Origin of the sequence: Pseudomonas sp. SG20056 (assembly GCF_031764535.1) — a bacterium.
Taxonomy (GTDB): domain Bacteria; phylum Pseudomonadota; class Gammaproteobacteria; order Pseudomonadales; family Pseudomonadaceae; genus Aquipseudomonas.
Genome location: NZ_CP134499.1, coordinates 593,634 through 618,977, shown reverse-complemented (window position 1 = coordinate 618,977; position 25,344 = coordinate 593,634). Strand labels below are relative to the sequence as shown.

At 60.2% G+C, this 25,344-nt stretch carries 24 protein-coding genes and 1 pseudogene; 14 read left to right on the top strand and 11 right to left on the bottom strand.

The genetic code is table 11. The features are described 5' to 3' along the window. Window positions 1–50: 50 nt before the first annotated feature. A complete protein-coding gene (locus RHP75_RS02930; protein WP_311090412.1) occupies window positions 51–845 on the top strand; it encodes an SDR family oxidoreductase in 795 nt (264 codons plus the stop codon). Here the strand turns inward: RHP75_RS02930 and RHP75_RS02925 are convergent, their stop codons facing one another. Further along, window positions 846–2,327, bottom strand: coding sequence for an AAA family ATPase (locus tag RHP75_RS02925; RefSeq protein ID WP_311090411.1), 1,482 nt, complete (start codon window positions 2,325–2,327; stop codon window positions 846–848). 55 nt (window positions 2,328–2,382) lie between these two features. On the opposite strand from RHP75_RS02925, the gene RHP75_RS02920 reads away from it, so the two are divergent. The 3 genes from RHP75_RS02920 to coq7 all read left to right on the top strand — a co-directional run bounded on the left by RHP75_RS02920 (window position 2,383) and on the right by coq7 (window position 4,280). Further along, window positions 2,383–2,721: a histidine triad nucleotide-binding protein gene (locus RHP75_RS02920; RefSeq protein ID WP_311090410.1), complete on the top strand. Its 339-nt coding sequence runs from the start codon at window positions 2,383–2,385 to the stop codon at window positions 2,719–2,721. Next, entirely contained in the window at window positions 2,718–3,539 is an 822-nt protein-coding gene (locus tag RHP75_RS02915; protein WP_311090409.1) for a formylglycine-generating enzyme family protein, read from the top strand. Before RHP75_RS02920 ends, RHP75_RS02915 begins: the two co-directional genes overlap by 4 nt. Window positions 3,540–3,632: 93 nt before the next feature. Beyond that, complete coding sequence (gene coq7 / locus RHP75_RS02910) at window positions 3,633–4,280, top strand: 2-polyprenyl-3-methyl-6-methoxy-1,4-benzoquinone monooxygenase (protein WP_311090408.1); 648 nt, start codon at window positions 3,633–3,635, stop codon at window positions 4,278–4,280. A gap of 69 nt (window positions 4,281–4,349) precedes the next feature. On the opposite strand, the gene RHP75_RS02905 is transcribed toward coq7, so the two are convergent. Then, window positions 4,350–4,775 (bottom strand): OsmC family protein, encoded by a 426-nt coding sequence (locus tag RHP75_RS02905; protein WP_311090407.1) that lies wholly within the window; start codon window positions 4,773–4,775, stop codon window positions 4,350–4,352. A 233-nt stretch (window positions 4,776–5,008) separates the two neighbouring features. On the opposite strand from RHP75_RS02905, the gene crp reads away from it, so the two are divergent. Then, window positions 5,009–5,653: a cAMP-activated global transcriptional regulator CRP gene (gene crp, locus RHP75_RS02900; protein WP_311090406.1), complete on the top strand. Its 645-nt coding sequence runs from the start codon at window positions 5,009–5,011 to the stop codon at window positions 5,651–5,653. Between the two features lie 62 nt (window positions 5,654–5,715). On the opposite strand, the gene trpC is transcribed toward crp, so the two are convergent. The 6 genes from trpC to rpe form a co-directional block, all read right to left on the bottom strand. Further along, window positions 5,716–6,552 (bottom strand): indole-3-glycerol phosphate synthase TrpC, encoded by an 837-nt coding sequence (gene trpC, locus RHP75_RS02895; protein WP_311090405.1) that lies wholly within the window; start codon window positions 6,550–6,552, stop codon window positions 5,716–5,718. Next, the gene (gene trpD, locus RHP75_RS02890; protein ID WP_311090404.1) at window positions 6,549–7,598 is read right to left on the bottom strand and encodes an anthranilate phosphoribosyltransferase; all 1,050 of its coding nucleotides are present in this window, start codon (window positions 7,596–7,598) and stop codon (window positions 6,549–6,551) included. Before trpD ends, trpC begins: the two co-directional genes overlap by 4 nt. Then, window positions 7,598–8,191, bottom strand: a complete 594-nt coding sequence (locus RHP75_RS02885; RefSeq protein ID WP_090256090.1) for an aminodeoxychorismate/anthranilate synthase component II — start codon at window positions 8,189–8,191, stop codon at window positions 7,598–7,600. The genes trpD and RHP75_RS02885 overlap by 1 nt, the downstream gene beginning before the upstream one ends. 11 nt (window positions 8,192–8,202) lie before the next feature. Further along, window positions 8,203–9,696 carry an anthranilate synthase component I gene (gene trpE / locus RHP75_RS02880; RefSeq protein WP_311090403.1) on the bottom strand — a complete coding sequence of 498 codons (1,494 nt, stop codon included), beginning with the start codon at window positions 9,694–9,696 and terminating at the stop codon, window positions 8,203–8,205. A 236-nt stretch (window positions 9,697–9,932) separates the two neighbouring features. Further along, window positions 9,933–10,628: a phosphoglycolate phosphatase gene (locus RHP75_RS02875; RefSeq protein ID WP_167147008.1), complete on the bottom strand. Its 696-nt coding sequence runs from the start codon at window positions 10,626–10,628 to the stop codon at window positions 9,933–9,935. Continuing rightward, complete coding sequence (gene rpe / locus RHP75_RS02870) at window positions 10,625–11,299, bottom strand: ribulose-phosphate 3-epimerase (protein WP_090256087.1); 675 nt, start codon at window positions 11,297–11,299, stop codon at window positions 10,625–10,627. Before rpe ends, RHP75_RS02875 begins: the two co-directional genes overlap by 4 nt. A gap of 136 nt (window positions 11,300–11,435) precedes the next feature. Between rpe and RHP75_RS02865 the strand changes: the two genes are divergently transcribed. After that, the gene (locus RHP75_RS02865; RefSeq protein WP_311090402.1) at window positions 11,436–12,470 is read left to right on the top strand and encodes an alpha/beta hydrolase family protein; all 1,035 of its coding nucleotides are present in this window, start codon (window positions 11,436–11,438) and stop codon (window positions 12,468–12,470) included. Window positions 12,471–12,715: 245 nt separating this feature from the next. Here RHP75_RS02865 and RHP75_RS02860 read toward each other — a convergent pair whose 3' ends face one another. Genes RHP75_RS02860 through RHP75_RS02850 form a run of 3 tightly spaced genes read right to left on the bottom strand, consistent with a single transcriptional unit; the run spans window position 12,716 to window position 15,163 of the window. Next, window positions 12,716–13,477, bottom strand: coding sequence for a DnaJ domain-containing protein (locus RHP75_RS02860; protein WP_311090401.1), 762 nt, complete (start codon window positions 13,475–13,477; stop codon window positions 12,716–12,718). Window position 13,478: 1 nt separating this feature from the next. Then, window positions 13,479–14,150 (bottom strand): N-acetylmuramate alpha-1-phosphate uridylyltransferase MurU, encoded by a 672-nt coding sequence (gene murU / locus RHP75_RS02855; protein ID WP_311090400.1) that lies wholly within the window; start codon window positions 14,148–14,150, stop codon window positions 13,479–13,481. Beyond that, complete coding sequence (locus RHP75_RS02850) at window positions 14,147–15,163, bottom strand: phosphotransferase (RefSeq protein WP_311090399.1); 1,017 nt, start codon at window positions 15,161–15,163, stop codon at window positions 14,147–14,149. The genes murU and RHP75_RS02850 overlap by 4 nt, the downstream gene beginning before the upstream one ends. A 125-nt stretch (window positions 15,164–15,288) precedes the next feature. Between RHP75_RS02850 and RHP75_RS02845 the strand changes: the two genes are divergently transcribed. From RHP75_RS02845 to RHP75_RS02810, 8 genes and pseudogenes are all read left to right on the top strand, one after another. Next, the gene (locus tag RHP75_RS02845) at window positions 15,289–18,060 is read left to right on the top strand and encodes an LPS-assembly protein LptD (protein WP_311090398.1); all 2,772 of its coding nucleotides are present in this window, start codon (window positions 15,289–15,291) and stop codon (window positions 18,058–18,060) included. After that, window positions 18,041–19,333: a peptidylprolyl isomerase gene (locus tag RHP75_RS02840; protein ID WP_311090397.1), complete on the top strand. Its 1,293-nt coding sequence runs from the start codon at window positions 18,041–18,043 to the stop codon at window positions 19,331–19,333. Before RHP75_RS02845 ends, RHP75_RS02840 begins: the two co-directional genes overlap by 20 nt. A 171-nt stretch (window positions 19,334–19,504) precedes the next feature. After that, window positions 19,505–20,506 carry a 4-hydroxythreonine-4-phosphate dehydrogenase PdxA gene (gene pdxA / locus RHP75_RS02835; RefSeq protein ID WP_311090396.1) on the top strand — a complete coding sequence of 334 codons (1,002 nt, stop codon included), beginning with the start codon at window positions 19,505–19,507 and terminating at the stop codon, window positions 20,504–20,506. 108 nt (window positions 20,507–20,614) lie between these two features. Then, window positions 20,615–21,418, top strand: coding sequence for a 16S rRNA (adenine(1518)-N(6)/adenine(1519)-N(6))-dimethyltransferase RsmA (rsmA, locus tag RHP75_RS02830; RefSeq protein ID WP_311090395.1), 804 nt, complete (start codon window positions 20,615–20,617; stop codon window positions 21,416–21,418). 41 nt (window positions 21,419–21,459) lie between these two features. Beyond that, window positions 21,460–21,840, top strand: a complete 381-nt coding sequence (gene apaG / locus RHP75_RS02825; RefSeq protein WP_311090394.1) for a Co2+/Mg2+ efflux protein ApaG — start codon at window positions 21,460–21,462, stop codon at window positions 21,838–21,840. Beyond that, window positions 21,840–22,661 (top strand): symmetrical bis(5'-nucleosyl)-tetraphosphatase, encoded by an 822-nt coding sequence (locus RHP75_RS02820; protein WP_311090393.1) that lies wholly within the window; start codon window positions 21,840–21,842, stop codon window positions 22,659–22,661. Before apaG ends, RHP75_RS02820 begins: the two co-directional genes overlap by 1 nt. Then, on the top strand, window positions 22,658–22,987 hold the full coding sequence (gene glpE, locus RHP75_RS02815; RefSeq protein WP_311090392.1) for a thiosulfate sulfurtransferase GlpE: 330 nt from the start codon (window positions 22,658–22,660) through the stop codon (window positions 22,985–22,987). The genes RHP75_RS02820 and glpE overlap by 4 nt, the downstream gene beginning before the upstream one ends. Before the next feature lie 415 nt (window positions 22,988–23,402). Continuing rightward, window positions 23,403–25,334, top strand: a pseudogene (locus RHP75_RS02810) (PrkA family serine protein kinase). The last annotated feature ends 10 nt before the right edge of the window (window positions 25,335–25,344 follow it).

The following is a 25,344-nucleotide window of genomic DNA, read 5'->3' as shown; positions in this document are numbered from 1 at the left end:
GCAACCTTGCGCGGTACATGGGGTCGAAAGGCCCCATCACGGAGAACCCTATGACCCGTTACGCGCTAATTACCGGAGCCTCCAGTGGCATTGGCCTGGCCCTGGCAGAAGCCCTGGCACGGCGTGGCCGCAATCTGATTCTGGTGGCGCGCCAGCGCGACGCACTGGAAAGCATTGCCTGCGAACTGACTCAACGCTTTTCCGTGGAGGTGCTGTTCCGCGTCTGCGACCTCAGCCAACCACTGCAGGTCAGCGGTCTGCTGCATGAACTGGAGCAAGGCGAACGCACTATCGATTTACTGGTGAACAACGCCGGTATCGGCACCTCGGGTGCTTATGTGGCCCAGGACTGGGCCCGCGAGCAGCAACTGATCGAACTGAATATCCTGGCACTCGCCCGTCTCTGCCACGCCATCGGCACCATCATGGCCGGCCAGGGCAGCGGGCAGATTCTTAACGTCGCCTCGGTCGCAGGCTTTCAGCCAGGGCCGGGCATGAGCAACTACTACGCCAGCAAAGCCTATGTGCTGCACTTCTCTGAAGGCCTGCGCGAGGAGCTGAAAGCCGACGGCGTGAAAGTCTCCGTACTCTGCCCAGGCCCCACTCGCAGTGCGTTCTTCCGCAGCGCCAGCATGGACGTCAAAGCCCTGCAAGGCAGCAAACTGATGATGAGCTGCGAAGAAGTGGCACTGATCACGGTTAAAGCCCTGGAGAAAAATCGCGCACTCATCATCCCGGGCTGGCGCAACCGCCTGCTCGCCCTCAGCCCGCGCCTGGCACCGCGCTGGCTGGTCCGCCGGATCAGTGCACGACTGAATCGCCAGTTCGGCAAGCCGGCAGCCTAGCTAGCCGGCATTAACCGTGCGGCCGTCCGCCCAGGCGCGCAACGCCGCAAGGTCTTCGGCCATCACCACCGACAGCGGCGCGGTGCCTTGAATGCTCTGCAACAGCAATGCCTGATTGACCGTTTGTTGCTGGGCTTGCGCGGCATACAGGGCACTGACCACCGCCTGCTCGATCTCCGCGCCAGAAAAGCCATCGCAAGCGGCGGCCAACTGGCCCAGATCAAAGCCCGTTACATCCAGCTCACGTCGCGCCAGGTGAATACGGAAGATGTCCGCCCGCACCGCCGCGTCCGGCAAATCGACAAAGAACAGCTCATCGAAACGGCCTTTACGCACCAGCTCCGGCGGTAGCCGAGAAATCACGTTGGCCGTAGCCACCATAAATACCGGCGCCTTGCGCTCGGCCATCCAGGTCAGCAGGGTGCCGAGTACGCGCTGGCTGACGCCACCATCATGGTCACCGCTGGCCAGGCCCTTCTCGATCTCGTCCATCCACAACACACAGGGCGCCATCTGCTCAGCCAGCTTGAGCGCTTCACGCAGGTTGCGTTCGGTCTCGCCGAAAAACTTGTTGTACAGGCAGGCAAAGTCCAGGCGCAGTAGAGGCAACCCCCACAGACCAGCAATGGCCTTGGCGGCCAGACTCTTACCACCACCCTGCACCCCTACCAGCAACACACCTTTAGGTAGATCAACGCCTTTGCCTTCGAGAAAGATGCTTTGCCGATCACCCAGCCAGCGCTTGAGATTGCTCAGCCCACCGACCTCGGCGAAACGTGCGGTGTCGTACTCGAAACTCAACACGCCATCGAGATCGAGCAGCTTGAATTTGGTCTTGTTCAGCTCCGGCAAATCTTCCTGAGTAATCGCGCCGTCATCGCAGATCACATTGCGCGCAAGCGCACGGGCTTCGGCATGGCTGAGACCACGCAGGTTTTTCACCACTTGTTGCAAGGTGCGGTTGTCGGTGCGTACCCGAGCATTGCGGTTGCGCGCACTCCAGCCCGTGGCTTCGTCACGCACGATGGCCAGCAGCTCTTCCTCGGAGGGAAGCGACAGGCTGAAGCGCGAAGCATAACGCTGCACCTCAGGTGGCAACTTGCAGGCATAGGACACCAGCACCAGCGTCGGCTTGCTGGGCGACTCGCTCATGGCGATTTCCTTGAGCAGGCGCACCAGCTTGGGGTTGTCCTCAAGAAACGGATGCAGGTCGCACATCACATACAGCGTCGGCTGCGTATCAGCTTTGATCATGCGCAGCGCGGTTTCCGGCTCAAGTGTCGTGCTGTCGACCGGTTCCTTAATGGAATAGCCCACACGCTGCAAACCCTCGGTTACCGACCACACCTGCAAGCCAAGGCCACGGCGCACGGCGAGACCGGTCAGGGTTTCCAGCACCCGCGGCTCATCCCAGGATTCGATCAGCACCAGCTTGGTCTTGGAGTCCAACACCAGACCCAGATCATGAATATCGTTTTTCACCCACACTCCTTGTCTACTAAACTCGGCCCTCTTTTGAATGGCCTGGGGACTGTCCATGGACTGTCTGTTTTGCAAGATCGTCGCTGGTGAAATACCGGCGCGCAAGCTTTATGAAGATGATCAGGTGGTGGCCTTTCACGATATTGGCCCACAGGCACCGGTGCACTTTCTGGTTATCCCGAAAAAACACATCAGCACTCTCAATGACCTGGGTGAGACAGACAAGCCGCTCGCTGGGCATATTCTCTTTACGGCTCAGCACCTGGCCAAGGAACAAGGCTGCGAGGAAGGCTTTCGCGTGGTGATGAACTGCAATGACCTTGGCGGCCAGACGGTGCATCACATCCATATGCACGTGCTGGGTCAGCGGCAAATGGCATGGCCTCCGGGTTGAGTCGTTCATTATTCGGCGCACTGACCATGCTCGCCCTGCTGATTGGCAATCCAGCGCAGGCGCATACGCCTGGCAGCGTATTCAGCGACGCCTTGCCCCTGGACCAGCAAGGGCCGCAGCTGGTTGTGGTGCCGGCCGGGCACTATCTGCTGGGTGATCACAGTGGCCGCGGCAACCATAACGAACGCCCGCTGACGCCGATCGAAATCAGCCACCCCTTCGCCATCGGCCGCCATGAAGTGACGTTTAGCGACTGGCAGCACTACGCCGAAGCGACCGCCACGGCGATGCCGGATAACGAAGGCTGGGGCCTGTCGGCACAACGACCGGTGATCCATGTGTCCTGGCATCAGGCCGTGGCCTACAGCCAATGGTTATCGAAGGTCACCGGCCAGCGTTATCGCCTGCCCACCGAAGCCGAGTGGGAGTACGCCGCTCGCGCCGGCAGCACCAGTTATTACTGGTGGGGTGAGCAGCTCGACAGCCCGGAAACCCGACCGCGCGCACATTGCCGCGGCTGCGCCACCTCGCGGCTGATCCAGAGTAAGACCGAACGTGTCGGCCAGTTCGCCGCCAATGCCTTCGGCCTGCATGACACCGCCGGCAATGTCTGGGAATGGACCGCCTCGCGCTTTGCCAGTCCCTTCGACGGCAGCGAGCAACAGGCGGCCAGCCTGCTCGATAAAAGCCCGCGGGTAGTGCGTGGCGGCGCCTGGAACAGCGGCCCGAGCTACCTGCGCAGCAGCCAGCGCGATATGAAACAACCGCAGCACAAGGACTACGCTCTGGGGTTTCGCGTGCTGCGTGAATTGCCGTGAGGCCGACGCGCGGCGAGGCTGCGACGAAACGTCAACAGACCTTCTACCGCGCGTGGAGTAAACTGAACGCCGTCATCATCGCCGGAGGTCCTTATGGCCAGCGAACGTCACTTCTCACCTGTTGATCGCCTGCTGCTGCAAGCCGATGCGGCCCTGCGCACCCTGCTGCCGTTCAGCGGTCAGCCGACACGGCCGTCACCAGCGATCGTGCAGCCGGAGGCCGAGCTGGACGAGCGCCAGGCCCAGCATGTGGCCGGGCTGATGCGCATCAACCATACCGGTGAGGTCTGCGCCCAGGCGCTGTACCAGGGCCAGGCGCTGACCGCCAAGTTGCCCCAGGTACGCGAGGCGATGGAGCATGCCGCCGATGAGGAAATTGACCATCTGGCCTGGTGCGAACAGCGCATCCGTCAGCTGGGCAGCCAACCGAGCATTCTCAATCCGCTGTTCTACGGCCTGTCTTTCGGTGTCGGCGCTGCGGCCGGGCTGATCAGCGACAAGGTCAGCCTGGGTTTTGTCGCCGCCACCGAAGATCAGGTGGTCAAACACCTCGATGAACACCTGCAGCAGATCCCGCTGGAAGACCAGAAATCCCGGGCGATTCTCGAACAGATGCGTGTCGATGAAGAGCAGCATGCCTGCAACGCACTGGACGCCGGCGGCTTGCGCTTCCCGGCGCCGGTGAAGTTCGGCATGAGCTTGCTGGCCAAGGTCATGACCAGCACTACCTACCGCGTATAGAACTGAATCGCAGGCACAGAAAAGGGCACCGAGGTGCCCTTTTCTGTGCCACGAGGTATCTGCAACCGCTTACTCGCCCAACTCGATAATCTCGTAGTCGTGGCTGATCTCGACGCCGCCGCGGCCCAGCATAATCGAGGCCGAGCAGTACTTTTCGGCCGACAGTTCAACCGCACGCTTGACCTGAGCCTCCTTCAAACCACGGCCCTTGACCACGAAATGCAGGTGGATCTTGGTAAACACCTTGGGCTCTTCCGTGGCGCGCTCGGCCTCCAGAAAGGCTTCGCAGCTTTCTACCGCCTGGCGGGATTTCTTCAGGATGCTGACCACATCAAAGTTGCTGCAGCCACCCAGACCAATCAGCACCATCTCCATTGGCCGCACACCCAGGTTACGTCCACCGCTCTCTGGCGGGCCATCCATTACCACCGCATGGCCGCTGCCCGACTCTCCGATAAACAGGGCTTCGCCTGCCCATTGAATACGCGCTTTCATTACTCGGGCTCCGCTGTTAAAAAGGAAGGCAGCTTAGCACAGCACCGCTACAACCTCTTTGGGTGCCAAGAGAGCCAAAAGCTCGCCGCTGAGTGTTAGCCAGGTCGCAAAACAACACCTACTCTTGGGCTGGTGGTTAAGCAGATAGCGATTTACTGGCACACTTGTACAGATAACTATTATTAGAACTTCAGCCGCACAACGGCTTACCTTTATAAATTCGGGATTCAGGCATGGTAGCTATTACCCTCACACCTAAAATAAAAAATCTCGACAAGCTTCTCGCGCATTGCCACCGCCGTCGCTATACCGCCAAGAGCACCATAATCTATGCGGGCGATCGCTGCGAAACGCTGTTCTTCATCGTCAAAGGGTCGGTCACTATCCTGATCGAAGACGATGATGGTCGGGAAATGATCATCGCTTACCTCAACTCCGGCGACTTCTTCGGAGAAATGGGCCTGTTCGAAAAGGACGGCGCCGAAAAAGAACGCAGTGCCTGGGTGCGCGCCAAGACCGAGTGCGAAGTGGCGGAGCTGAGCTACGCCAAGTTTCGCGAACTCACCCAGCAGGACCCGGACATTCTCTATGCCCTGGGCAGCCAGATGGCCGAACGCCTGCGCAACACCACGCGCAAAGTGGGCGACCTGGCCTTTCTAGACGTCACCGGTCGCGTTGCGCGCACCCTGCTGGACCTGTGCAAGCAACCCGACGCCATGACTCACCCGGACGGCATGCAGATCAAAATCACCCGCCAGGAAATCGGCCGCATCGTCGGCTGCTCCCGTGAGATGGTCGGTCGTGTGCTCAAGGCCCTGGAAGAACAGGGCCTGGTCAGCGTCAAAGGCAAGACCATGGTGGTATTTGGCACACGCTGAACCGTCTGCCGTAGAAATAAAAAAGCCGACGCATGCGTCGGCTTTTTTATGGTTTGGTGGTTTCAGTCCACATCCGGTGCTGCGATCACCCGCTTGCGCTCCGGAAAAAACAGACGCTCTAGCTCAGCCCCCGGATTATCGGCACGCATAAACGCCTCGCCGACCAGAAAGGCATACACCTCGCTGATTTCCATCAGTTCGACATCCGCGCGGTTGAGGATGCCGCTCTCGGTCACCACCAGACGGTCACGGGGAATCCGCGGCAGCAGGTCAAGGGTGGTTTCCAGGCTCAGCTCGAAGGTGTGCAGATTACGGTTGTTGATCCCCACCAACGGCGTATCCAGGGTTTTCAACGCACGCTCCAGCTCATCGCCGTCATGCACTTCCACCAGTACATCGAGATCGAAAGCTTTGGCTGTCGCCGCCAACTCAGCCATTTGTGCGTCTTCCAGGGCCGAGACGATCAGCAGCACACAGTCTGCGCCCAGTGCGCGGGCCTCGACGATCTGGTACGGGTCGATCATGAAATCCTTGCGAATCACCGGCAGCGAGCACGCCGCACGGGCGTCCTGCAGGAAGCGATCGGAGCCCTGAAAGAAATCGATATCGGTCAGCACTGACAGACAGGTGGCGCCGCCGGCCTGATAACTCTGGGCAATCTCAGCCGGCACAAAATGCTCACGCAATACGCCCTTGCTCGGTGAGGCCTTTTTGATTTCAGCGATCACCGCCGGCTGCTTGCGCTTGGCCTGGCTGATCAGCGCCTCGGCAAAACCGCGCACCGGATCGGCGCTACGGGCTTGCTGCTCAAGCTCGGCCAGCGAAACAACAGCGCGGCGCGCGGCGACTTCTTCAGCCTTGCGCGCGAGAATCTTCTCCAGAACGGTTGGAATACTCACCCGGCATTCTCCTCTTTGAATACAGCGGTAAAGGACACCAACTCCTGCAATTTTTCCCAGGCCAGGCCGGTGTGCAAGGCGTCATGGGCCAGCTGCACACCCTGCTTGAGACTGCTCGCCAGGTCCGCGGCATACAGCGCCGCACCGGCATTCAGGGCAATCATGTCGGCCGCTTTCTGCCCGGCTTCGGTCTTGCGCTTCGTCAGGGCATCACGAATCAGCGCCAACGAGGCCTCCGGGCTTTCCACCGCCAGGCCAACCAAACTCTGGCTCTTCAGCCCGAGGTCTTCCGGCAGCACTTCGTATTCGGTGATGAGCCCATCCTTCAATTCGGCGACATGAGTCGCCGACGCCAGGCTGAATTCATCCAGGCCATCGCGCGAATGCACCACCAGGATGTGTTGGCTGCCGAGGCGCTTGAGTACTTCGGCAAGCGGCCGGCACAGCGCCTGACTGAACACGCCCACCACCTGATGCTTAACCCCGGCCGGATTGGTCAGTGGGCCAAGCATATTGAAGAGGGTGCGCAGGCCCAGCTCACGACGTGGCACAGCGGCATACTTCATCGCCGAGTGATGCACCTGGGCAAACATAAAGCCGACGCCAACGCTCTCGATGCAGCGCGCCACCTGCTCCGGCGTCAGGCTCAGGTAAATACCCGCCGCCTCGAGCAGGTCGGCACTGCCGCTCTTGCCCGACACCGCACGGTTGCCATGCTTGGCCACCTTGCCGCCTGCAGCCGCAACCACAAAGCTCGCCGCGGTCGATACGTTGAAGATATTCGCGCCATCGCCACCGGTGCCGACCACGTCGACCACATGGTCGAGGGTCTGCAGGTGCACATGGCTGGCCAGCTCACGCATGACCGAAACGGCACCGACGATCTCGTCAATGGTCTCGCTTTTCATGCGCATGCCCATCAGAAAGGCGCCGATCTGCGCATCCGTGCACTGGCCCGTCATGATCTCGCGCATGACGTCCTGCATTTCTTCGGTGCTCAGGTCGAGCTGGTTGACCACTCGATTGAGGGCTTCCTTGATGTTCATCAGCGCTGGCCTCCTTGTTGTTTGAGGAAGTTGGCAAACAGCTCGTGGCCCTGTTCGGTGAGAATCGACTCAGGGTGGAACTGCACGCCCTCAATATGCAGGGTCTTGTGGCGCAGGCCCATGATCTCATCCACCGAACCATCTTCATGCTGTGTCCAGGCGGTGATTTCCAGGCAGTCCGGCAAGGTTTCGCGCTTGACCACCAGGGAATGATAGCGGGTCACCGTCAACGGGTTGTTCAGGCCGGCAAAGACGCCCAGATCGCGGTGGAACACCGGGCTGGTCTTGCCATGCATCACCTGGCGCGCACGCACGACATCGCCGCCGAAAGCCTGGCCGATGCTCTGGTGGCCCAGGCACACACCGAGAATCGGCAGCTTGCCGGCGAAATGCATAATTGCCTCAATGGACACCCCGGCTTCAGTTGGCGTGCACGGGCCAGGCGAGACCACGATGCGCTCAGGTTTAAGCGCCTCGATCTCGGCAATCGACAGTTCATCATTGCGGATCACATGCACGTCTGCGCCCAGCTCGCCCAGGTACTGCACCACGTTGTAGGTGAAGGAGTCGTAGTTATCGATCATCAAAAGCATGGCGGGACTCCTCAGCGCGTGGACAGGTCAGGAACGGTTTGCTCGGCGAGCGCCACAGCACGGAACATGGCGCGACGCTTGTTCAGCGTCTCCTCCCACTCCAGCGCGGGCACCGAGTCGGCAACAATGCCGGCACCGGCCTGCACGTGCAGCTCGCCGTCCTTGATCACCGCAGTACGAATGGCGATGGCGGTGTCCATATTGCCGTTCCACGCCAGGTAGCCCACGGCGCCGCCGTAGACACCGCGTTTGACCGGTTCCAGCTCATCGATGATTTCCATGGCGCGAATCTTCGGCGCGCCGGACAAGGTGCCCGCCGGCAGAATGGCGCGCAGCGCATCCATCGCCGTCAGGCCTTCTTTAAGGTGGCCGGTGACGTTAGAGACGATGTGCATAACGTTGGAATAACGCTCGATCACCATCTTCTCGGTCAGTTTGACGCTGCCGGTGCTGGCCACACGACCAACATCGTTACGGCCCAGGTCGATCAGCATCAGGTGCTCGGCGACTTCCTTGGCATCGGACAGCAGGTCCTCTTCCAGGGCCAGGTCAGCCTCCTCGTTGGCACCACGCGGGCGGGTGCCGGCAATCGGGCGCACGGTGACCAAGCCATCTTCCAGGCGCACCAACACCTCCGGCGAGCTGCCGACCACGTGGAAGTCGCCGAAGTTGAAGAAGTACATATAAGGCGTCGGGTTGATGCAGCGCAGCGCGCGGTACAGATCAATCGGCGCGGCCGTGAACGGAATCGACATGCGCTGCGAGATCACCACCTGCATGCAATCGCCCGCCAGGATGTACTCCTTGATCGCCTGGACTGCATTTTCGTAGTCATCGCGCTTGAAGCTGGAAATAAAGTCCGGCTCGGCACCGGCCGGCGCGGCCAGATCCACACCCAGGCGCGGGGTAATCGGCTGACGCAGCTTGTGCAGGATTTCCTGCAGGCGCGCTTGGCCCTGCTCCAGCGCATCGGCATCGCTCGGATCAACCAGCACGATGGCGTGCATCTTGCCGGCCAGGTTGTCGAACACCACCACCGCATCGGACACCATCAGCAGAATGTCCGGTGTTCCCAAGGCATCGGGGTTAACGCCCTTGGCCAGTTTGGGCTCGACGTAGCGCACGCTGTCATAGCCGAAGTAGCCAACCAGGCCGCCGTTGAAGCGCGGCAAGCCTGCCAGCGTCGGTACCTTGTAGCGATCTTTGAACTGCTCGACAAAGGCCAGTGGGTCTTCGCAGTGATGACGCTCCACTTCGACACCGTCGACGCTGATGGTTACGTCATGCTCGTACGCACGCAACACGGTGCGTGCCGGCAGGCCAATGATGGAGTAACGCCCCCACTTCTCACCGCCCTGCACGGACTCCAGCAGGTAAGTGTTGGCCTCATCGGCCAGCTTCAGATAAATGGACAGCGGGGTGTCGAAATCCACCAGGGTTTCGCAGGCAACAGGAATGCGGTTATAGCCGGCAGCGGCTAAACGCAGGAATTCTTCGCGGGTCATGATCAGCCTCGTGGCTTGAGGTAATTCGGTCGAGTGCAAACGCGCCGCCTAGGCGGCCAAGATCAGATCAGGGGCGCCAGCGCCAACGGGCCAGGGCCTTGATGATTTTCATGTCGGTGCTTGCCGACCAGCGCGTGCAGGTAACCACCACGAAGCTCTCTTATTTCAGGCGGGATTGAAGTTCGGTCACACTAGCGCAGGGCCGGACCCGAATCAACCCGCAAACCCCGGCAAAATCAGGGCTCAGCCGGGCGCAGCAAGCCGCTCAGACAATCCAGCACATGCGCAGGATTCTCCTCGGCAATCGGTCGGCCGTGGTTATAGCCGTAACTCAGCGCCACACACGGCACGCCGGCAGCTCTGGCCGCCAACACATCATTACGCGAGTCACCGACAAACAACGCGTGCGCAGCGTCCACTCGGGCCAGTTGCAGCACATGCAGCAGCGCTGCCGGATCGGGTTTCTGCTGAGGGAGGGTGTCGCCGCCTACAATCCAGCGAAAATAGCCGCCCAAGCCCTTTTCATCCAACAAGGGCGCAACAAAACGCTCGGGCTTGTTGGTGACAATCGCCAGCTCCACCTGCTGCTCACGCAGCCAGTCCAGGGTCGGCTTTACACCGGCATAAACCTGAGTCAGCGCGTGGTTTTCGGCGTAATGCTGCATAAACAGCTCCAGCGCCGGCTCGGCGAGGGCATCATCTATATGCTCATGTTGCAGCCCGCCCGCCAGGGCGCGGCGTACCAGCACCCTCGCGCCATTACCGACCCAATTACGCACCTGTGCCACACCCGCAGCCGGCCGCCCCAGATCGCGCAAAGTCTTGTCGATGGCTGCGGCCAGGTCCGGTACCGAATCCACCAGGGTGCCATCCAGATCAAACATCACCAGGCGTGGCAACTCGCCCAGGAACAGTTCGCGCAGCAGACTCATCCGCGAGCCTGAGCCAATTCAGCACGCATGGCGTCGATCACCGCTTTGTAGTCCGGCTGATTGAAGATCGCCGAACCGGCGACAAAGGTGTCGGCACCGGCAGCGGCGATTTCGCGGATGTTCTGCACATTCACCCCACCGTCGATCTCCAGGCGGATTTCACGGCCAGAAGCATCGATCAGCGCGCGGGCTTGCTTAAGCTTTTCCAGGGTATGGGGAATAAATTTCTGCCCTCCGAAGCCTGGGTTGACGCTCATCAGCAGGATCATGTCGACCTTGTCCATCACGTGCTTGAGTACATCCAGCGGGGTGGCCGGGTTGAACACCAGACCGGCCTTGCAGCCGCCGTCGCGAATCAGCTGCAGCGAGCGGTCGATATGCTCAGAGGCTTCCGGGTGGAAGGTGATGTAGGTGGCACCGGCCTCGATAAAGTCGCCGATGATGCGATCCACCGGTTTGACCATCAGGTGCGCGTCGATCGGCGCGGTGATGCCGTATTTACGCAACGCGGCGCAGACCATCGGACCGATGGTGAGGTTGGGCACGTAGTGGTTGTCCATGACATCGAAGTGCACGATGTCGGCACCGGCGGCGAGCACCTTGTCCACTTCTTCACCCAGGCGAGCGAAGTCAGCGGAAAGAATCGACGGAGCAATGGCGAAGGGTTGCATAGCGCACCTCGGTGGCATTCACGGAAGGCGCGCATTGTACCAGCCCGATCCAAGGCCTGGCGCGCGTGAGCGACACCTGACAAAGCCGAGCGGAAAAGGCTAGGCTGCTGAGACTCGATGCCCGCTGGAGAACCCCATGTTTTCGCGCCCCACCGCCCTTGCCCTGTGCCTGCTTCTATCGATCAGCCCACTGCAGGCGGAAGAACAAACACCTGCAGAAGAAGCCCCCGCCGCTACGGACGCGTCAACCGAGACGGCAGAAGAAGTACGTGCACCTCTAGCCGAGCGTAGCGAGGTGGAAGCCACGGCGCTGGAACAGCGGCTGGAGCAAAAGGAACAGCAGCAACTGCAAGCGGGTGATGAAAGCTTTCTTGCTCTCTGGCTGCCGGCCAATGTCGCCGAGCCCAGCGGCGCGGTGATCATTCTGCCGGGCGACGATGAAACTGCCGATTGGCCGCAAAGCGTCGGCCCCTTGCGCCGCAAACTGCCAAACGGTGGCTGGCATAGCCTTAGCCTGACTCTGCCCGACCCTAACAGTGACGCGCCGCCACTGCGCAGCGCCGAACCACCCACTGCAGTCCCAACAGAAGAGACTGCTGCCGAGACCACAGAGACACAGGCCGAGGAAAGCGCCGAGAGCAGCCCAGCAACAGATGAAGCTACTACGGAAAGCCCTAATAGCCAGCTAGACAATGCCGAAACCGCGGCAAGCAAAGTGAAAAGCATTGAGGAACAGCAGAAAGCCCATGCCGAACGCGTACTGGCACGCATCGAGTCAGCCATCGCGTTTGCCGAGCAACAGCAAGCTAAGACCATTGTGCTGCTTGGCCACGGCAGCGGCGCTTACTGGGCCGCGCGCTACCTGGCCGAACGCAAGCCAGCCAAGATTCAGAATCTGCTGCTGGTCGCCGCACAACTGCCTGCTGGCTATACCCCGCCCCTGGATGAGCTGATTCCGCAACTGCAGCTGGCCACCGGCGACTTCTATTACAAGGACCTGGCCGCCGACCGCCAGGCAGCCCTCAAGCGCTCGCAAGCCAGCAAACGGCAAAAGCACCCCAGCTATATACAGATCGCCATGAAGGCCTTGCCGGGCAACCGCGAAGCCGAACAGGAGCAACTCTACCGCCGCATCCGCGGCTGGCTGACACTGAAGCTGCAGGCGAAATAACCCTAGCGGGGCGTTGAAAAAGGTTGGCGAGGCAGTCAGCGCAAGGCGCTACAACAGCAACAGCCTTCGGCTGGTCAAAACGGCGAGGAAACGGACTGGGTTCGCACGCGAATGTACGAGTTGCACATGAGCATCTGTCGTTTCACTCGCCCCTCGGGTCGCGCTAAAGCGCGTTAGCCGTAAGCGGCTTGCCTCGTTTGTGTTTAACGCCACAATGGCAACGCAGGTAGTTTTTCAACAACTGGCTAACGAAAGCCGTGGCGCTGGCGAATCAGGTCATAAGCCTGATGCAGCTCACGGGTACGCTCAGTCGCCTCGCGCACACGCTCGGGCGTGGCTCCACTGCCTGCCAGCTTGTCGGGGTGATGGCGACTCAATAAGCGTCGATACGCCTGCTTGATCTGCGCAGGCTCCGCATCGGCAGTTACGCTCAACAGATTCAAGGCACATTGATAGGCATTACTGGCCGTCGAAACCAACGGCCCTTGCTGCGGTGCGTAGGCCTCACTCAACTGCGCCTGGGTTGCCGATGAAACCTGCAGCCATTTGCCCCAGAGCATGATCAGCTCATGCTCAGCCTGCCCGACCTGGCCATCCACCCAAGCCATTCGCCAGCACGCGCGCAGCAGCGCTTCACTGCGCTCGCGCTGACGACGCAGCGGCACACGCAAACTGTCACGCCCAATCTTGCCTTGGGCAAAAGCTGCAATAGCATGGCGCTGCCCCTCGGCATCCAGTCCCAGGCGCTGCATTTCCGCCCGCGCCTGCTGGATATGCGCCGGCAACACGCGGCCACCGCTCTTGGCCAAACGCCCCAACAACACAAATAGCAGCCACTCATCACGCGACTCGGCGCGACCGCCCAGGCGCTCACGCAAGGCTGCCCAGGACTGCAGACGCAAACGCCGATCAAGCACCTGGCCCAGCAAACCACCGAGCATGGCACCCGGAATACTGGCCACCGCCAGCCCGGCCACCGCCCCTAGAAGGGTCACAGGCCAGATCATCCTAGCCGCGCGCCTCAAGCAGACGCTCGACCTGAGCCAGGCGCTCATGGGTACCCACATCCACCCAGCAACCGTCAAACCGCTCGCCCGTAACCTGCCCCGTCGCCATGGCCGTACGCAACAATGGCGCCAGCGAGAAGACGCCAGCCTCACAATCGGCAAACAGCCCGGGAGACAGCACGGCCATTCCGCTATAAGTCAGGCTGTCCTGCCCCGCCTGCGCATCCGTAACCTGCCCTTTCTGCAAACAGAAATCGCCCTTGACGTGATGACCTGGATTCTCGATCAACACCAGGTGCGCCAGGCCGGATAACGGACGGCGCAGCTCGGCAAAGGGGTAGTCGGTGAAGATATCGCCATTGATCAGCACAAACGGCTGATCGCCCAGCAAAGGCAGCGCCTGAAAGATCCCGCCGCCGGTTTCCAACGGCTCACCCTCGGCGGAATAGGAAATGCTGACGCCGAAACGAGATCCATCGCCCAGGTAATCCTCGATCTGCTGCCCCAGCCAGGCATGATTGATCACCAACTCGGTAAACCCGGCCGCCGCCAACGCACGCACGTGGTATTCGATCAAGGGCACGCCGGCCGCACGCACCAATGGCTTAGGGGTATGCAGCGTCAGCGGGCGCAGCCGCTCACCTTTACCGGCAGCCAGAATCATCGCTTTCATACGGGCTCCCGTCGCAGGCTGCCGAGCAACTCAGCCAACTCAGCCAGCTCCGGCCGACGCGCCAATACCGCGTCTATATAAGAGAAGAAACGCGGCACGTCCCCCAAGTACTTGGGTTTGCCATCACGATGGCAAATACGCGCGAAGATGCCTATTACCTTGAGGTGGCGTTGCACACCCATCAGGTCACTGGCACGCAAGAAGTCATCCCATACCGGCTGCACCGGCACACCGGCCTCACACGCCTGTTGCCAGTAGTGCTGCAACCAATGCTGTACGCGTGCCTCGGGCCAGCTGAGAAAGGCATCTTTAAACAGGCAGGTGACGTCATAGGTAACCGGGCCGTAGACCGCATCCTGAAAATCCAGCACCCCTGGATTCGGCGCGCTGAGCATCAGGTTGCGCGGCATATAGTCGCGATGCACCAGCACCTTGGGCTGGGCCAGGGCGCTGTCGATCAGCAGCTGACTCGCGCGCTGCCACAGGGCTTGCTGCGGTTCACTGAACTCAATACCCAAGTGACGCTGCACATACCACTCGGGAAATAGCTGCAGTTCACGACGCAGCAAAGCATCATCATAGTGGGGAAGTGGCGTGGTCATCGGCAGTCGCTGAAACGCCAAGAGCGCTTGCAGCGCGTCAGCAAACAACTCATCAGCATTGTCTTCGTTGATCACATCCAGGTAGGTCTGCCGGCCAAGATCGTTGAGCAATAAAAAGCCTCGCTCAAGGTCGGCGGCAAGAATCTGCGGCACATTGAGGTGCGCCTCAGCGAGCATATGTGCCACTTTTACGAACGGCGCGCAGTCTTCCTGAGGCGGCGGCGCATCCATCACAATCAGGCTGCGCCCAGCACCTTGCCAGCGGAAATAACGACGAAAACTGGCGTCACTGCTGGCAGAGGTAAGCGTGGCGGCGGGTACAGCGCCCCAACCCTGTTTAGCAAACAGCCCAGGCAGCTGCTGATCCAGCCAGTTTTCGAGGAGTTTTAAGCGTACATCTTCATCAGGCATTACAAGGTCTCCGACGGCGCTAGCCGTTGCGCGGGTCATGCTTTATTATCCAGCATCTTTTCAAGCCCATCGAGAGGCGTGCGGCCTCAGGGCCAATGGCGCGCAGGAAGCCCGGAAAAAATAAGATGGCAGTAAAATACCCCGCGTTTCGTAAAAAATTCCCTCTATTGGTCACTGGTAGCCTTCTGGCGCTACAACCTTTAGCCGTTCCTTTTGCTATCGCTGCCGAGCAGTACGATTGCCAGGTTTCCGCCACCGGCGGCTGGGCATGCGCCCCGAAGACCAGCAATGCTGCACTGCCAGCACGGCCAGTACAACGTGATTCGGTCGCCAGCAACAAAGCTGGCGGAAGTAGCTCCGAAGCACCTCAGGGAAAAGCCGCGCAAGCGACCCTGGTGACTGAAAGCCGTGGCAAAGGCCTTGCTTCGCGCAGCGCCGACTTCAGCCACCTGGACTGGGTACCGCGAGAAAATCTCAGCGCCGCCCAGCTGGCTGAAGCCGGCCCTTACTGCGCAGGCGCGTATGTAGAGCCGACGCGCCCGGGCATGAACGACCAGACGCCGATGGACGAAGCGCCGATGTTCGTTTCGGCTAAAGCCTCGCGTTATGAGCAGGAAGAGCAAGTCGCCACCCTCGCCGGTGACGTGGTTCTGCGCCAAGCGGGCATGCAGGTCGAAGCGGATGAAGCCAACCTGCGCCAGGCGGAAAACCGCGGCGAGCTGATCGGTAATGTGCGCCTGCGTGATCAGGGCATGCTGGTGGTGGGTGACCGCGCCGAGTTGCAACTGGACAACGGTGAAGCCAAAGTCGACAACGCCGAATACGTCCTGCACAAAAGCCATATCCGCGGCAATGCGCTCTACGCCAAGCGCGAAGAAAGCGCGATTATCCGCCTGAAAGACGGCACCTACACCAGCTGTGAGCCCGGCAGCAATGCCTGGCACCTGAAGGGCAACAACATCACCCTGAACCCGGCCACCGGTTTCGGCACCGCGACCAACGTCACTCTGCGGGTGAAGAATATTCCGGTGTTCTACACACCTTATATCTACTTCCCAATTGACGACCGTCGCCAGTCCGGCTTCCTGCCACCCAGCATCGGCAGCTCGAGTGATAACGGCCTGACCCTGCAGACGCCGTACTACTTCAACTTGGCGCCGAACTACGACGCCACGCTGTACCCGACCTATATGAGTGATCGCGGCTTGATGATGGAAGGCGAATTCCGCTACCTCACCAAGAACAGCGAAGGTCAGGTGGGCGGCGCGTATCTCGATGACAGCAACGATGACCGCAAACTGCAGTCGGATTACGAAGATCAGCGCTGGATGTACAGCTGGCAACACAAGACAGGCCTGACCTCGCGCCTGCTGGCTGAAGTTGATTACACCGACATCAGCGACCCTTACTACTTCCAGGATCTGGATACTGATTTGGGTGTAAGCGCAACGGGCTACGTCAATCAGCGCGGCACATTGACCTATCGTGGCGACAGTTACACTGCCCGTCTGAATGCTCATGCTTATGAGCTGGCCAATATTACTGACATCACCCCGTACAACCGTCTGCCGCAGCTTACGCTGGATGGCGTGCTGCCATTTAAACCCGCAGGCGTTAACTTCAGTTATGGCACGGAATATGTGCGTTTCGACCGCAGCCTGCGCAAAGGCAACTTCATCAATGAAGATGGCGTAGTTGAGCAGCCGTGGTACGACACCGTCGTCCAAGGCCTAGCCCGCGCCAATGGTGAGCGCCTGCATGTCGAGCCAGGCGTCAGCCTGCCGCTCAACTGGAGCTGGGGCTATATCAAACCGCAGGTCAAGTACCTACAGACCAACTACGACCTGACACTGGATCAGCAAGGCAAGAATACGCTGCTGGCAGAACAGGAATATAAGAGCAGCCAAAGTCGTGGTGTAGGCATGTTCAGCCTGGACAGCGGCCTGTACTTTGACCGCAACACTCAATGGTTCGGCAAGTCCTACCGCCAGACCCTTGAGCCTCGCCTGTTCTACCTCTATGTACCCGAGGAAGACCAAACCGACATCCCAATCTTCGATACCGGCGAAAGCAACTTCAGCTACTCCTCGCTGTGGCGTGAAAACCGCTTCTCCGGCAAGGATCGTATCGGCGATGAGAACAAGCTGTCTCTTGGCGTAACCAACCGCTGGATTGAGCCCAATGGCTTTGAGCGCCAGCGCTTTAGCATCGGCCAGTCCTTCTACTTCGAAGATCGCCAAGTACAGCTCCCAGGCATTGATTACCGCACACGCGTCGACGCAACCGCATCGGTATCGCCTTACGCGCTTGAGTACCTGTATCGCTTTAACCGCGACTGGCGCTTCTCGTCGGACTTCAACTGGGATCCGGACAGCGGCAGCACGCGCTCGGGTAGCGCGATGTTCCATTACCAGCCGGAAGACAACCCGAACAAGGTGGTCAACGCAGGCTATCGCTATCGCAACGACACCGTGCGCTATGACGAAGCAACCGGCAACTGGGTCGTTGGCGGCGGCGATTACGGCACACCCGGCAGCGCGAACTACATCAAGGATTACTACAAGATCAGTCAGCACGACTTCTCAGTGATCTGGCCGATCGTACCGCAGTGGAGCGTGATTTCCCGCTGGCAGTATGACTACGGTCGCGACCGCACTCTTGAAGCCTTTGCCGGTTTCGAGTACGACAGCTGCTGCTGGAAACTGCGCCTGATCAACCGCTACTGGATCGACTACGACGAAGTCAGCCTGAACCCGTCGCTCAACGACCAGGCTGATCGCGGTATCTTCCTGCAGATCGTACTCAAAGGTCTGGGCGGTGTAGTCGGCAATAAAGTTGAGACTTTCCTCGACCAAGGCATTCAAGGTTATCGTGAACGTGAAGATCAAGCTTTCTGATTGCGTGCGCCCCCTGCTGTTGGGCGCGCTGTTTCTGGGTACTGCGGCACACGCTGAGGTACAACCACTCAACCGCGTTGTAGCGATTGTCGATAACGATGTCGTCATGCAAAGCCAGCTCGATTCGCGCTTGCGTGAAGTGCAGCAGACCATTGCCCAGCGCGGCGCCGCCCTGCCGCCTGAGCATGTGCTCAGCCAGCAGGTGCTGGAGCGCCTGATCATCGAAAACATCCAACTGCAGATCGGTGAACGTTCAGGCATTCGGATTACCGACGAAGAGCTGAACCAGGCCATCGGCACCATCGCGCAACGCAATGGCATGAGCATCGAGCAGTTCCGCGCCGCTTTAGCTGCGGACGGGCTGTCGTACACTGATGCGCGTGATCAGGTACGCCGCGAGATGATCATCAGCCGTGTACGCCAGCGCCGTGTGGCTGAGCGCATCCAGGTCACCGATCAAGAAGTGCAGAACTTCCTCGCCTCGGACATGGGCAAGATGCAGCTTTCGGAAGAGTTCCGCCTGGCCAACATCCTGATCCCAGTACCCGAAGGTGCTTCCCCGGAAGACATCCAGGCCGCAGACCGTCAGGCTCGCGACCTGTATCAACAGTTGCAGCAAGGCGCAGATTTCGCCCAGCTAGCCATTGCCCGCTCAGCCAGTGAAACCGCGCTGGAAGGCGGCGAAATGGGCTGGCGTAAAGCCGGACAGCTGCCACCGCCCTTCGACACCATGCTTAGCGCCTTGTCAGTTGGCCAGGTCACTGAGCCGATGCGTACTCCGGGCGGTTTCATCATGCTCAAACTGCTGGAAAAGCGCGGCGGCGACAGCCAGGTACGTGACGAAGTGAATGTTCGCCACATCCTGATCAAGCCCAGCGAAATCCGTAGTGAAGCTGAAACTAAACGCCTGGTTGAACGTCTGCACCAGCGCATCCTGGCCGGAGAAGATTTCGCCGAACTGGCGAAGAGCTTCTCCGAAGACCCAGGCTCAGCGCTGAACGGCGGTACCCTGAGCTGGATCGACCCGAACGTGTTGGTACCTGAGTTCCGTGAAGTAATGAACAACACGCCTGCGGGTGAGCTGTCCAAACCATTCAAGAGCCCTTACGGCTGGCACGTGCTGGAAGTCATGGGCCGTCGTGCCACTGACAGCAGCGCCCAGTTCCGCGAGCAACAAGCCATGACCGTACTGCGTAATCGCAAGTACGATGAAGAGCTGCAAGCCTGGCTGCGGCAGATCCGTGACGAAGCCTACGTCGAGACAAAGCTCTGACAGGCGCCTCGCCCTAACGCGAGATAACAGACAAGCCCGGTTTATGCACACGCAGACCGGGCTTTTTTGTGGCCGGCCGTGCCTGGCGACTACTCGCTGGCCCGACGCATAATGGCCCTAACCCCGATCAACTGATGCACTGCCCCGTTAACGCATAGCGAGAGCCTACCGATGAGCAACGCCCGCCTTTTCGCGCTGACCCCTGGTGAGCCCGCAGGCATAGGTCCCGACCTGTGCCTGCTGCTGGCCCGTGAAGCGCAACCACATGCCTTGATCGCCATTGCCAACCGCGACCTGCTGACTGAGCGCGCCCAACTGCTGGGGTTAAGCATTGACCTGATCAGCGTCAGCCCCGATGCCTGGCCAAGTCAGGCTGCACCCACCGGCAGCCTGTATGTCTGGGACACCCCGCTGGCCGCCTCCGTAAGCCCCGGCCAACTGAACCCAGACAATGCGCGCTATGTCCTAGAGACGCTTACCCGCGCGGGACAAGGCTGCCTCGACGGCCATTTCGCTGGGATGATTACCGCCCCCGTGCACAAGGGCGTGATCAACGAGGGCGGAATTGCCTTCTCCGGACATACCGAATTTCTCGCCGAGCTAACCCACACCGAGCAAGTGGTGATGATGCTCGCCACCCACGGCCTGCGTGTGGCGCTGGTGACTACGCACCTGCCACTCAAGGATGTAGCCGCAGCCATCACCCCCGAGCGCCTGGCACGGGTCACGCGTATTCTCGACCATGACCTGCGCACGAAATTCGGCATCGCCCTGCCGCGGATTCTGGTCTGCGGCCTCAACCCCCACGCCGGCGAAAGCGGCCATCTGGGACGGGAGGAGATCGAGGTCATCGAGCCCACTCTGCAGCAACTGCGCAGCGAAGGTATCGACCTAATTGGCCCCCTGCCGGCCGACACCCTGTTCACTCCCAAGCACCTTGAGCATTGCGATGCGGTGCTGGCGATGTACCACGACCAGGGCTTGCCGGTGCTGAAATACAAGGGCTTTGGCGCTGCGGTAAACGTCACCCTGGGCCTGCCGATCATCCGCACCTCGGTCGATCACGGCACGGCACTGGATCTGGCCGGCAGCGGCAAGATCGACTGCGGCAGCCTGCAGGTCGCCTTGCAAACTGCCTATGAAATGGCTGCCAGCCAGGTGAAAAGCCGCTAACGGCTAAGCCCAGCACAGGGCGAACGTCGCCAATGCTGTTAAACTGCCGGGCTTTCTACCCGCGTTACATTCGCTTCAAGCCGATGCTTTGAAGCCTGGAGCTGCTGCATGTCCGATTACCAACACCGCGCGCGCAAGCGTTTCGGCCAGAACTTCCTGCATGACGCTGGAGTGATTCATCGCATCCTGCGCGCCATCCACGCCCGTGAAGGCGAGCACATGCTGGAAATCGGCCCAGGTCAGGGCGCGCTGACCGAAGGCCTGCTGAACAGCGGTGCGCAGCTCGACGTGATTGAACTTGACCGCGACCTGGTGCCGATTCTGCAACATCAGTTCGGCAGCAATCCACGCTTCCGCCTAAACCAGGGTGACGCCCTCAAATTCGATTTCAACCAGCTACAGGCCGCACCACACAGCCTGCGCGTGGTCGGTAATCTGCCGTACAACATCTCCACACCGCTGATCTTCCACCTGCTGAGCAATGCCGCGCTGATTCGCGACATGCACTTTATGCTGCAGAAGGAAGTGGTCGAGCGCCTGGCTGCCGAGCCGGGTGGTGGTGACTGGGGCCGCCTGTCGATCATGGTGCAGTATCACTGCCGTGTGGAGCATCTGTTCAATGTCGGCCCCGGCGCGTTCAATCCACCGCCCAAGGTCGATTCGGCGATCGTCCGCCTGGTGCCGCACGAAGTGCTGCCGCATCCGGCTAAAGACCATAATCTGCTCGAACGCGTGGTGCGCGAAGCCTTCAACCAGCGCCGCAAGACCTTGCGCAACACCCTCAAAGCCCTGCTGCCGGCTGCTGCCATCGAAGAGGCAGGCGTGGATGGCAGCCTGCGCCCCGAACAACTGGACCTGGCTGCATTTGTACGCCTGGCAGACAAACTGGCCGAACAGCCCAGCGCCGACTGACAGCGGCTAGACTGGGTATCTGCCCACTGAGTTAATTACGCATGAGCGATTCGCGCTACAACATCGACGTCAGCGTCGTCACCCGCTACCTGCCGGAGCAGTCGCAGCCGGAGCAGAACCGCTTTGCCTTCGCCTACACCGTCACGGTAAGCAACAACGGCGAGCTGCCAGCCAAGCTGCTCTCGCGGCACTGGGTAATTACCGACGGCGATGGCCGCGTGCAGGAAGTACGCGGCGCCGGCGTAGTTGGCCAGCAGCCGCTGATCGAGGCCGGCGCCAGTCACACCTACAGCAGCGGCACAGTGATGACCACCCGAGTCGGCATCATGCAGGGCAGTTACCAGATGCTCGCCGAAGACGGCAAACGCTTTGACGCCGTGATCGCGCCCTTCCGCCTGGCGGTGCCGGGCTCGCTGCACTGATGGCCACCTACGCCGTCGGCGACCTGCAAGGTTGCCTGAAACCTCTGCAATGCCTGCTTGAGCGCGTGGCCTTCGATCCAGCACGCGACAAGCTATGGCTGGTGGGTGACTTGGTCAACCGTGGCCCAGAATCCTTGGCGACGCTGCGCTTTCTCTACAACATACGTGAGGCGCTGACCTGTGTGCTGGGCAATCACGACCTGCATCTGCTGGCCGTTGCGCACAACATCGAGCGTCTGAAAAAAGGTGACACCCTGCGCGAGATCATCGACGCGCCGGATGCTGCCGACCTCCTCGACTGGCTGCGCCGGCAGAAACTTCTGCATTACGATGAAGCCCGCGACACCGCCCTGGTGCATGCAGGCATCCCGCCGCAGTGGAGCATGGACAAAGCCCTCAAGCGCGCCGCCGAAGTGGAAGAAGCGCTGCGCGACGATGCGCGCCTGCCGCTGTTTCTCGACGGCATGTATGGCAATGAGCCAGCCAAGTGGGACGGCGACCTGCACGGTGTCACGCGCCTGCGAGTAATCACCAACTACTTCACCCGCATGCGCTTTTGCAAAGCCGATGGCACCCTCGACCTGAAAAGCAAGGAAGGCGTCGGCAGCGCGCCACCGGGCTACGCCCCCTGGTTCAGCTACAAGCAGCGCAAGACTCGTGGCCAGCGCATCATTTTCGGTCACTGGGCAGCGCTCGAAGGTCAGTCCCCAGAACCCGACGTGATAGCCCTGGATACCGGCTGTGTATGGGGCGCAAGCATGACCCTGATGAATATCGATAGCGGCGAGAAATACAGCTGCGACTGTAAGGAGCAAGCATGAGCGAATTCAAACGCATCCCCCCCGAGCAGGCTCAGGCCCTGCGCCAGCAAGGCGCCGTAGTGGTCGATATCCGCGACCCGCAAAGCTTTGCCGCCGGCCACATCAGCGGCTCGCAGCACCTCGACAACCATTCCCTGCACGCCTTTATCACCCAGGCCGATCTCGACGCGCCACTGATTGTCACCTGCTACCACGGCAACTCCAGCCAGAGCGCGGCGGCCTATCTGGTTGGCCAGGGCTTTAGTGATGTCTACAGCCTCGACGGCGGCTTTGAACTGTGGCGCACCACTTTCCCCAACGACACCGCGCACAGTTCGGAAGAATAATTTTTTCATCGCCCAGGCCGCACCAGCTGTGGCCTGCCGGGCATTGCCGACCAACGGTAATATCCTGTTATCGTTGCGCGGCCCTTGACCTCGCCGATTCCGAACTACCTTTAGCTCAGGCCATCCAAAACAAGGTAGAGCCGGCCAAACGGCATCGGGCCATCGGTAAGAACCTGTTCAAGGTCTCGCGAGCTAGAGTCATGCAAGGCAAGAACAGGCGAGGAAGCGGAGTTTACTGATGTAAATGAGCATTCCGAGCCTGTTCTTAACGCAGCAGGATCGACGCGCAGCAGACGTTGGACAAGTTCTAAGATTATTAGGTGTTCTGGGGGTTTATCCCGGCGGCATACGCACCGGGGCTACCAAGCGCCTGACCGAACCCGCACCGGCTCTGCGCATCGAGCGAGGTGAAGTCATGAGCATTTTCAGCCACTTCCAACAACGTTTCGAAGCGACTCGCCAGGAGGAGTTCTCCCTCCAGGAGTACCTCGAACTGTGCAAACAGGATCGCAGCGCCTACGCCTCGGCAGCCGAACGCCTGTTGCTGGCCATTGGCGAGCCTGAACTGCTCGATACCTCAACCGACCCACGACTCTCGCGAATTTTCTCCAACAAGGTGATTCGCCGTTACCCGGCGTTTGCCGACTTCCACGGCATGGAAGAGTGCATCGACCAGATCGTTTCCTACTTCCGTCATGCCGCCCAAGGTCTGGAAGAGAAGCAATCCCACTAGCAAATCCTCTACCTGCTCGGCCCGGTAGGCGGCGGTAAATCCTCACTGGCGGAAAAGCTCAAGCACCTGATCGAGAAAGTACCGTTCTACGCGATCAAGGGCTCGCCGGTATTTGAGTCACCCCTGGGCTTGTTCAGCGACGCCGAAGACGGCGCCATCCTCGAAGAGGATTACGGCATCCCCCGGCGCTATCTCAACAGCATCATGTCGCCCTGGGCGACCAAGCGCCTGCAGGAGTTCGGCGGCGACATCAGCCAGTTCCGCGTGGTCAAACTCTACCCGTCGATCCTCAATCAGATCGCCGTGGCCAAGACCGAACCAGGCGACGAAAACAACCAGGACATCTCCGCACTGGTCGGTAAGGTGGATATCCGCAAGCTCGAGGAATACCCGCAGAACGACGCCGACGCCTACAGCTACTCGGGCGCGCTATGCCGGGCCAACCAGGGCCTGATGGAATTCGTCGAGATGTTCAAGGCGCCGATCAAGGTGCTGCACCCGCTGCTGACCGCCACTCAGGAGGGCAACTACAACAGCACCGAAGGCCTCGGTGCTATTCCCTACAGCGGCATCCTGCTGGCCCACTCCAACGAGTCGGAATGGCACAGTTTCCGTAACAACAAGAACAACGAGGCCTTTATCGACCGCATCTACATCGTCAAGGTGCCGTATTGCCTGCGCGTCTCCGACGAGATCAAGATCTACGACAAGCTGCTGATCAACAGCTCCCTGGCCAAGGCCCACTGCGCGCCGGATACGCTGAAGATGCTCGCGCAGTTCTCCGTGCTCAGCCGCCTGAAGGAGCCGGAAAACTCCAACGTCTACTCGAAGATGCGCGTCTACGACGGCGAAAACCTCAAGGACACCGACCCCAAGGCCAAATCAATTCAGGAGTACCGCGACAGCGCCGGTGTCGATGAAGGCATGAACGGCCTGTCGACCCGCTTCGCCTTCAAGATCCTGTCCAAGGTGTTCAACTTCGACCCGCACGAGATTGCCGCCAACCCGGTGCACCTGCTCTATGTGCTAGAGCAGCAGATCGAGCAGGAACAGTTTCCCGCCGAAACCCGCGAGCGCTACCTGCGCTTTATCAAGGAATACCTGGCGCCGCGCTACATCGAGTTTATCGGCAAGGAAATCCAGACCGCTTACCTCGAGTCCTACAGCGAGTACGGGCAAAACATCTTCGACCGCTACGTGCTGTACGCCGACTTCTGGATCCAGGATCAGGAGTACCGCGACCCGGAAACCGGCGAGATACTCAACCGCGTCGCGCTCAACGAAGAACTGGAGAAAATCGAGAAACCCGCCGGCATCAGCAACCCGAAGGATTTCCGCAACGAGATCGTCAACTTCGTGCTGCGTGCCCGCGCCAACAACAATGGCAAGAACCCAACCTGGCTCAGCTACGAGAAGCTGCGCGTAGTGATCGAGAAGAAGATGTTCTCCAACACCGAGGACCTGCTGCCGGTCATCAGTTTCAACGCCAAGGCGAGCAAGGAGGATCAACAGAAACACAACGACTTCGTCACTCGCATGGTCGAGCGCGGCTACACCGACAAGCAGGTGCGCCTGTTGTCCGAGTGGTATCTGCGGGTTCGTAAATCGCAATAAAACGGCCTGA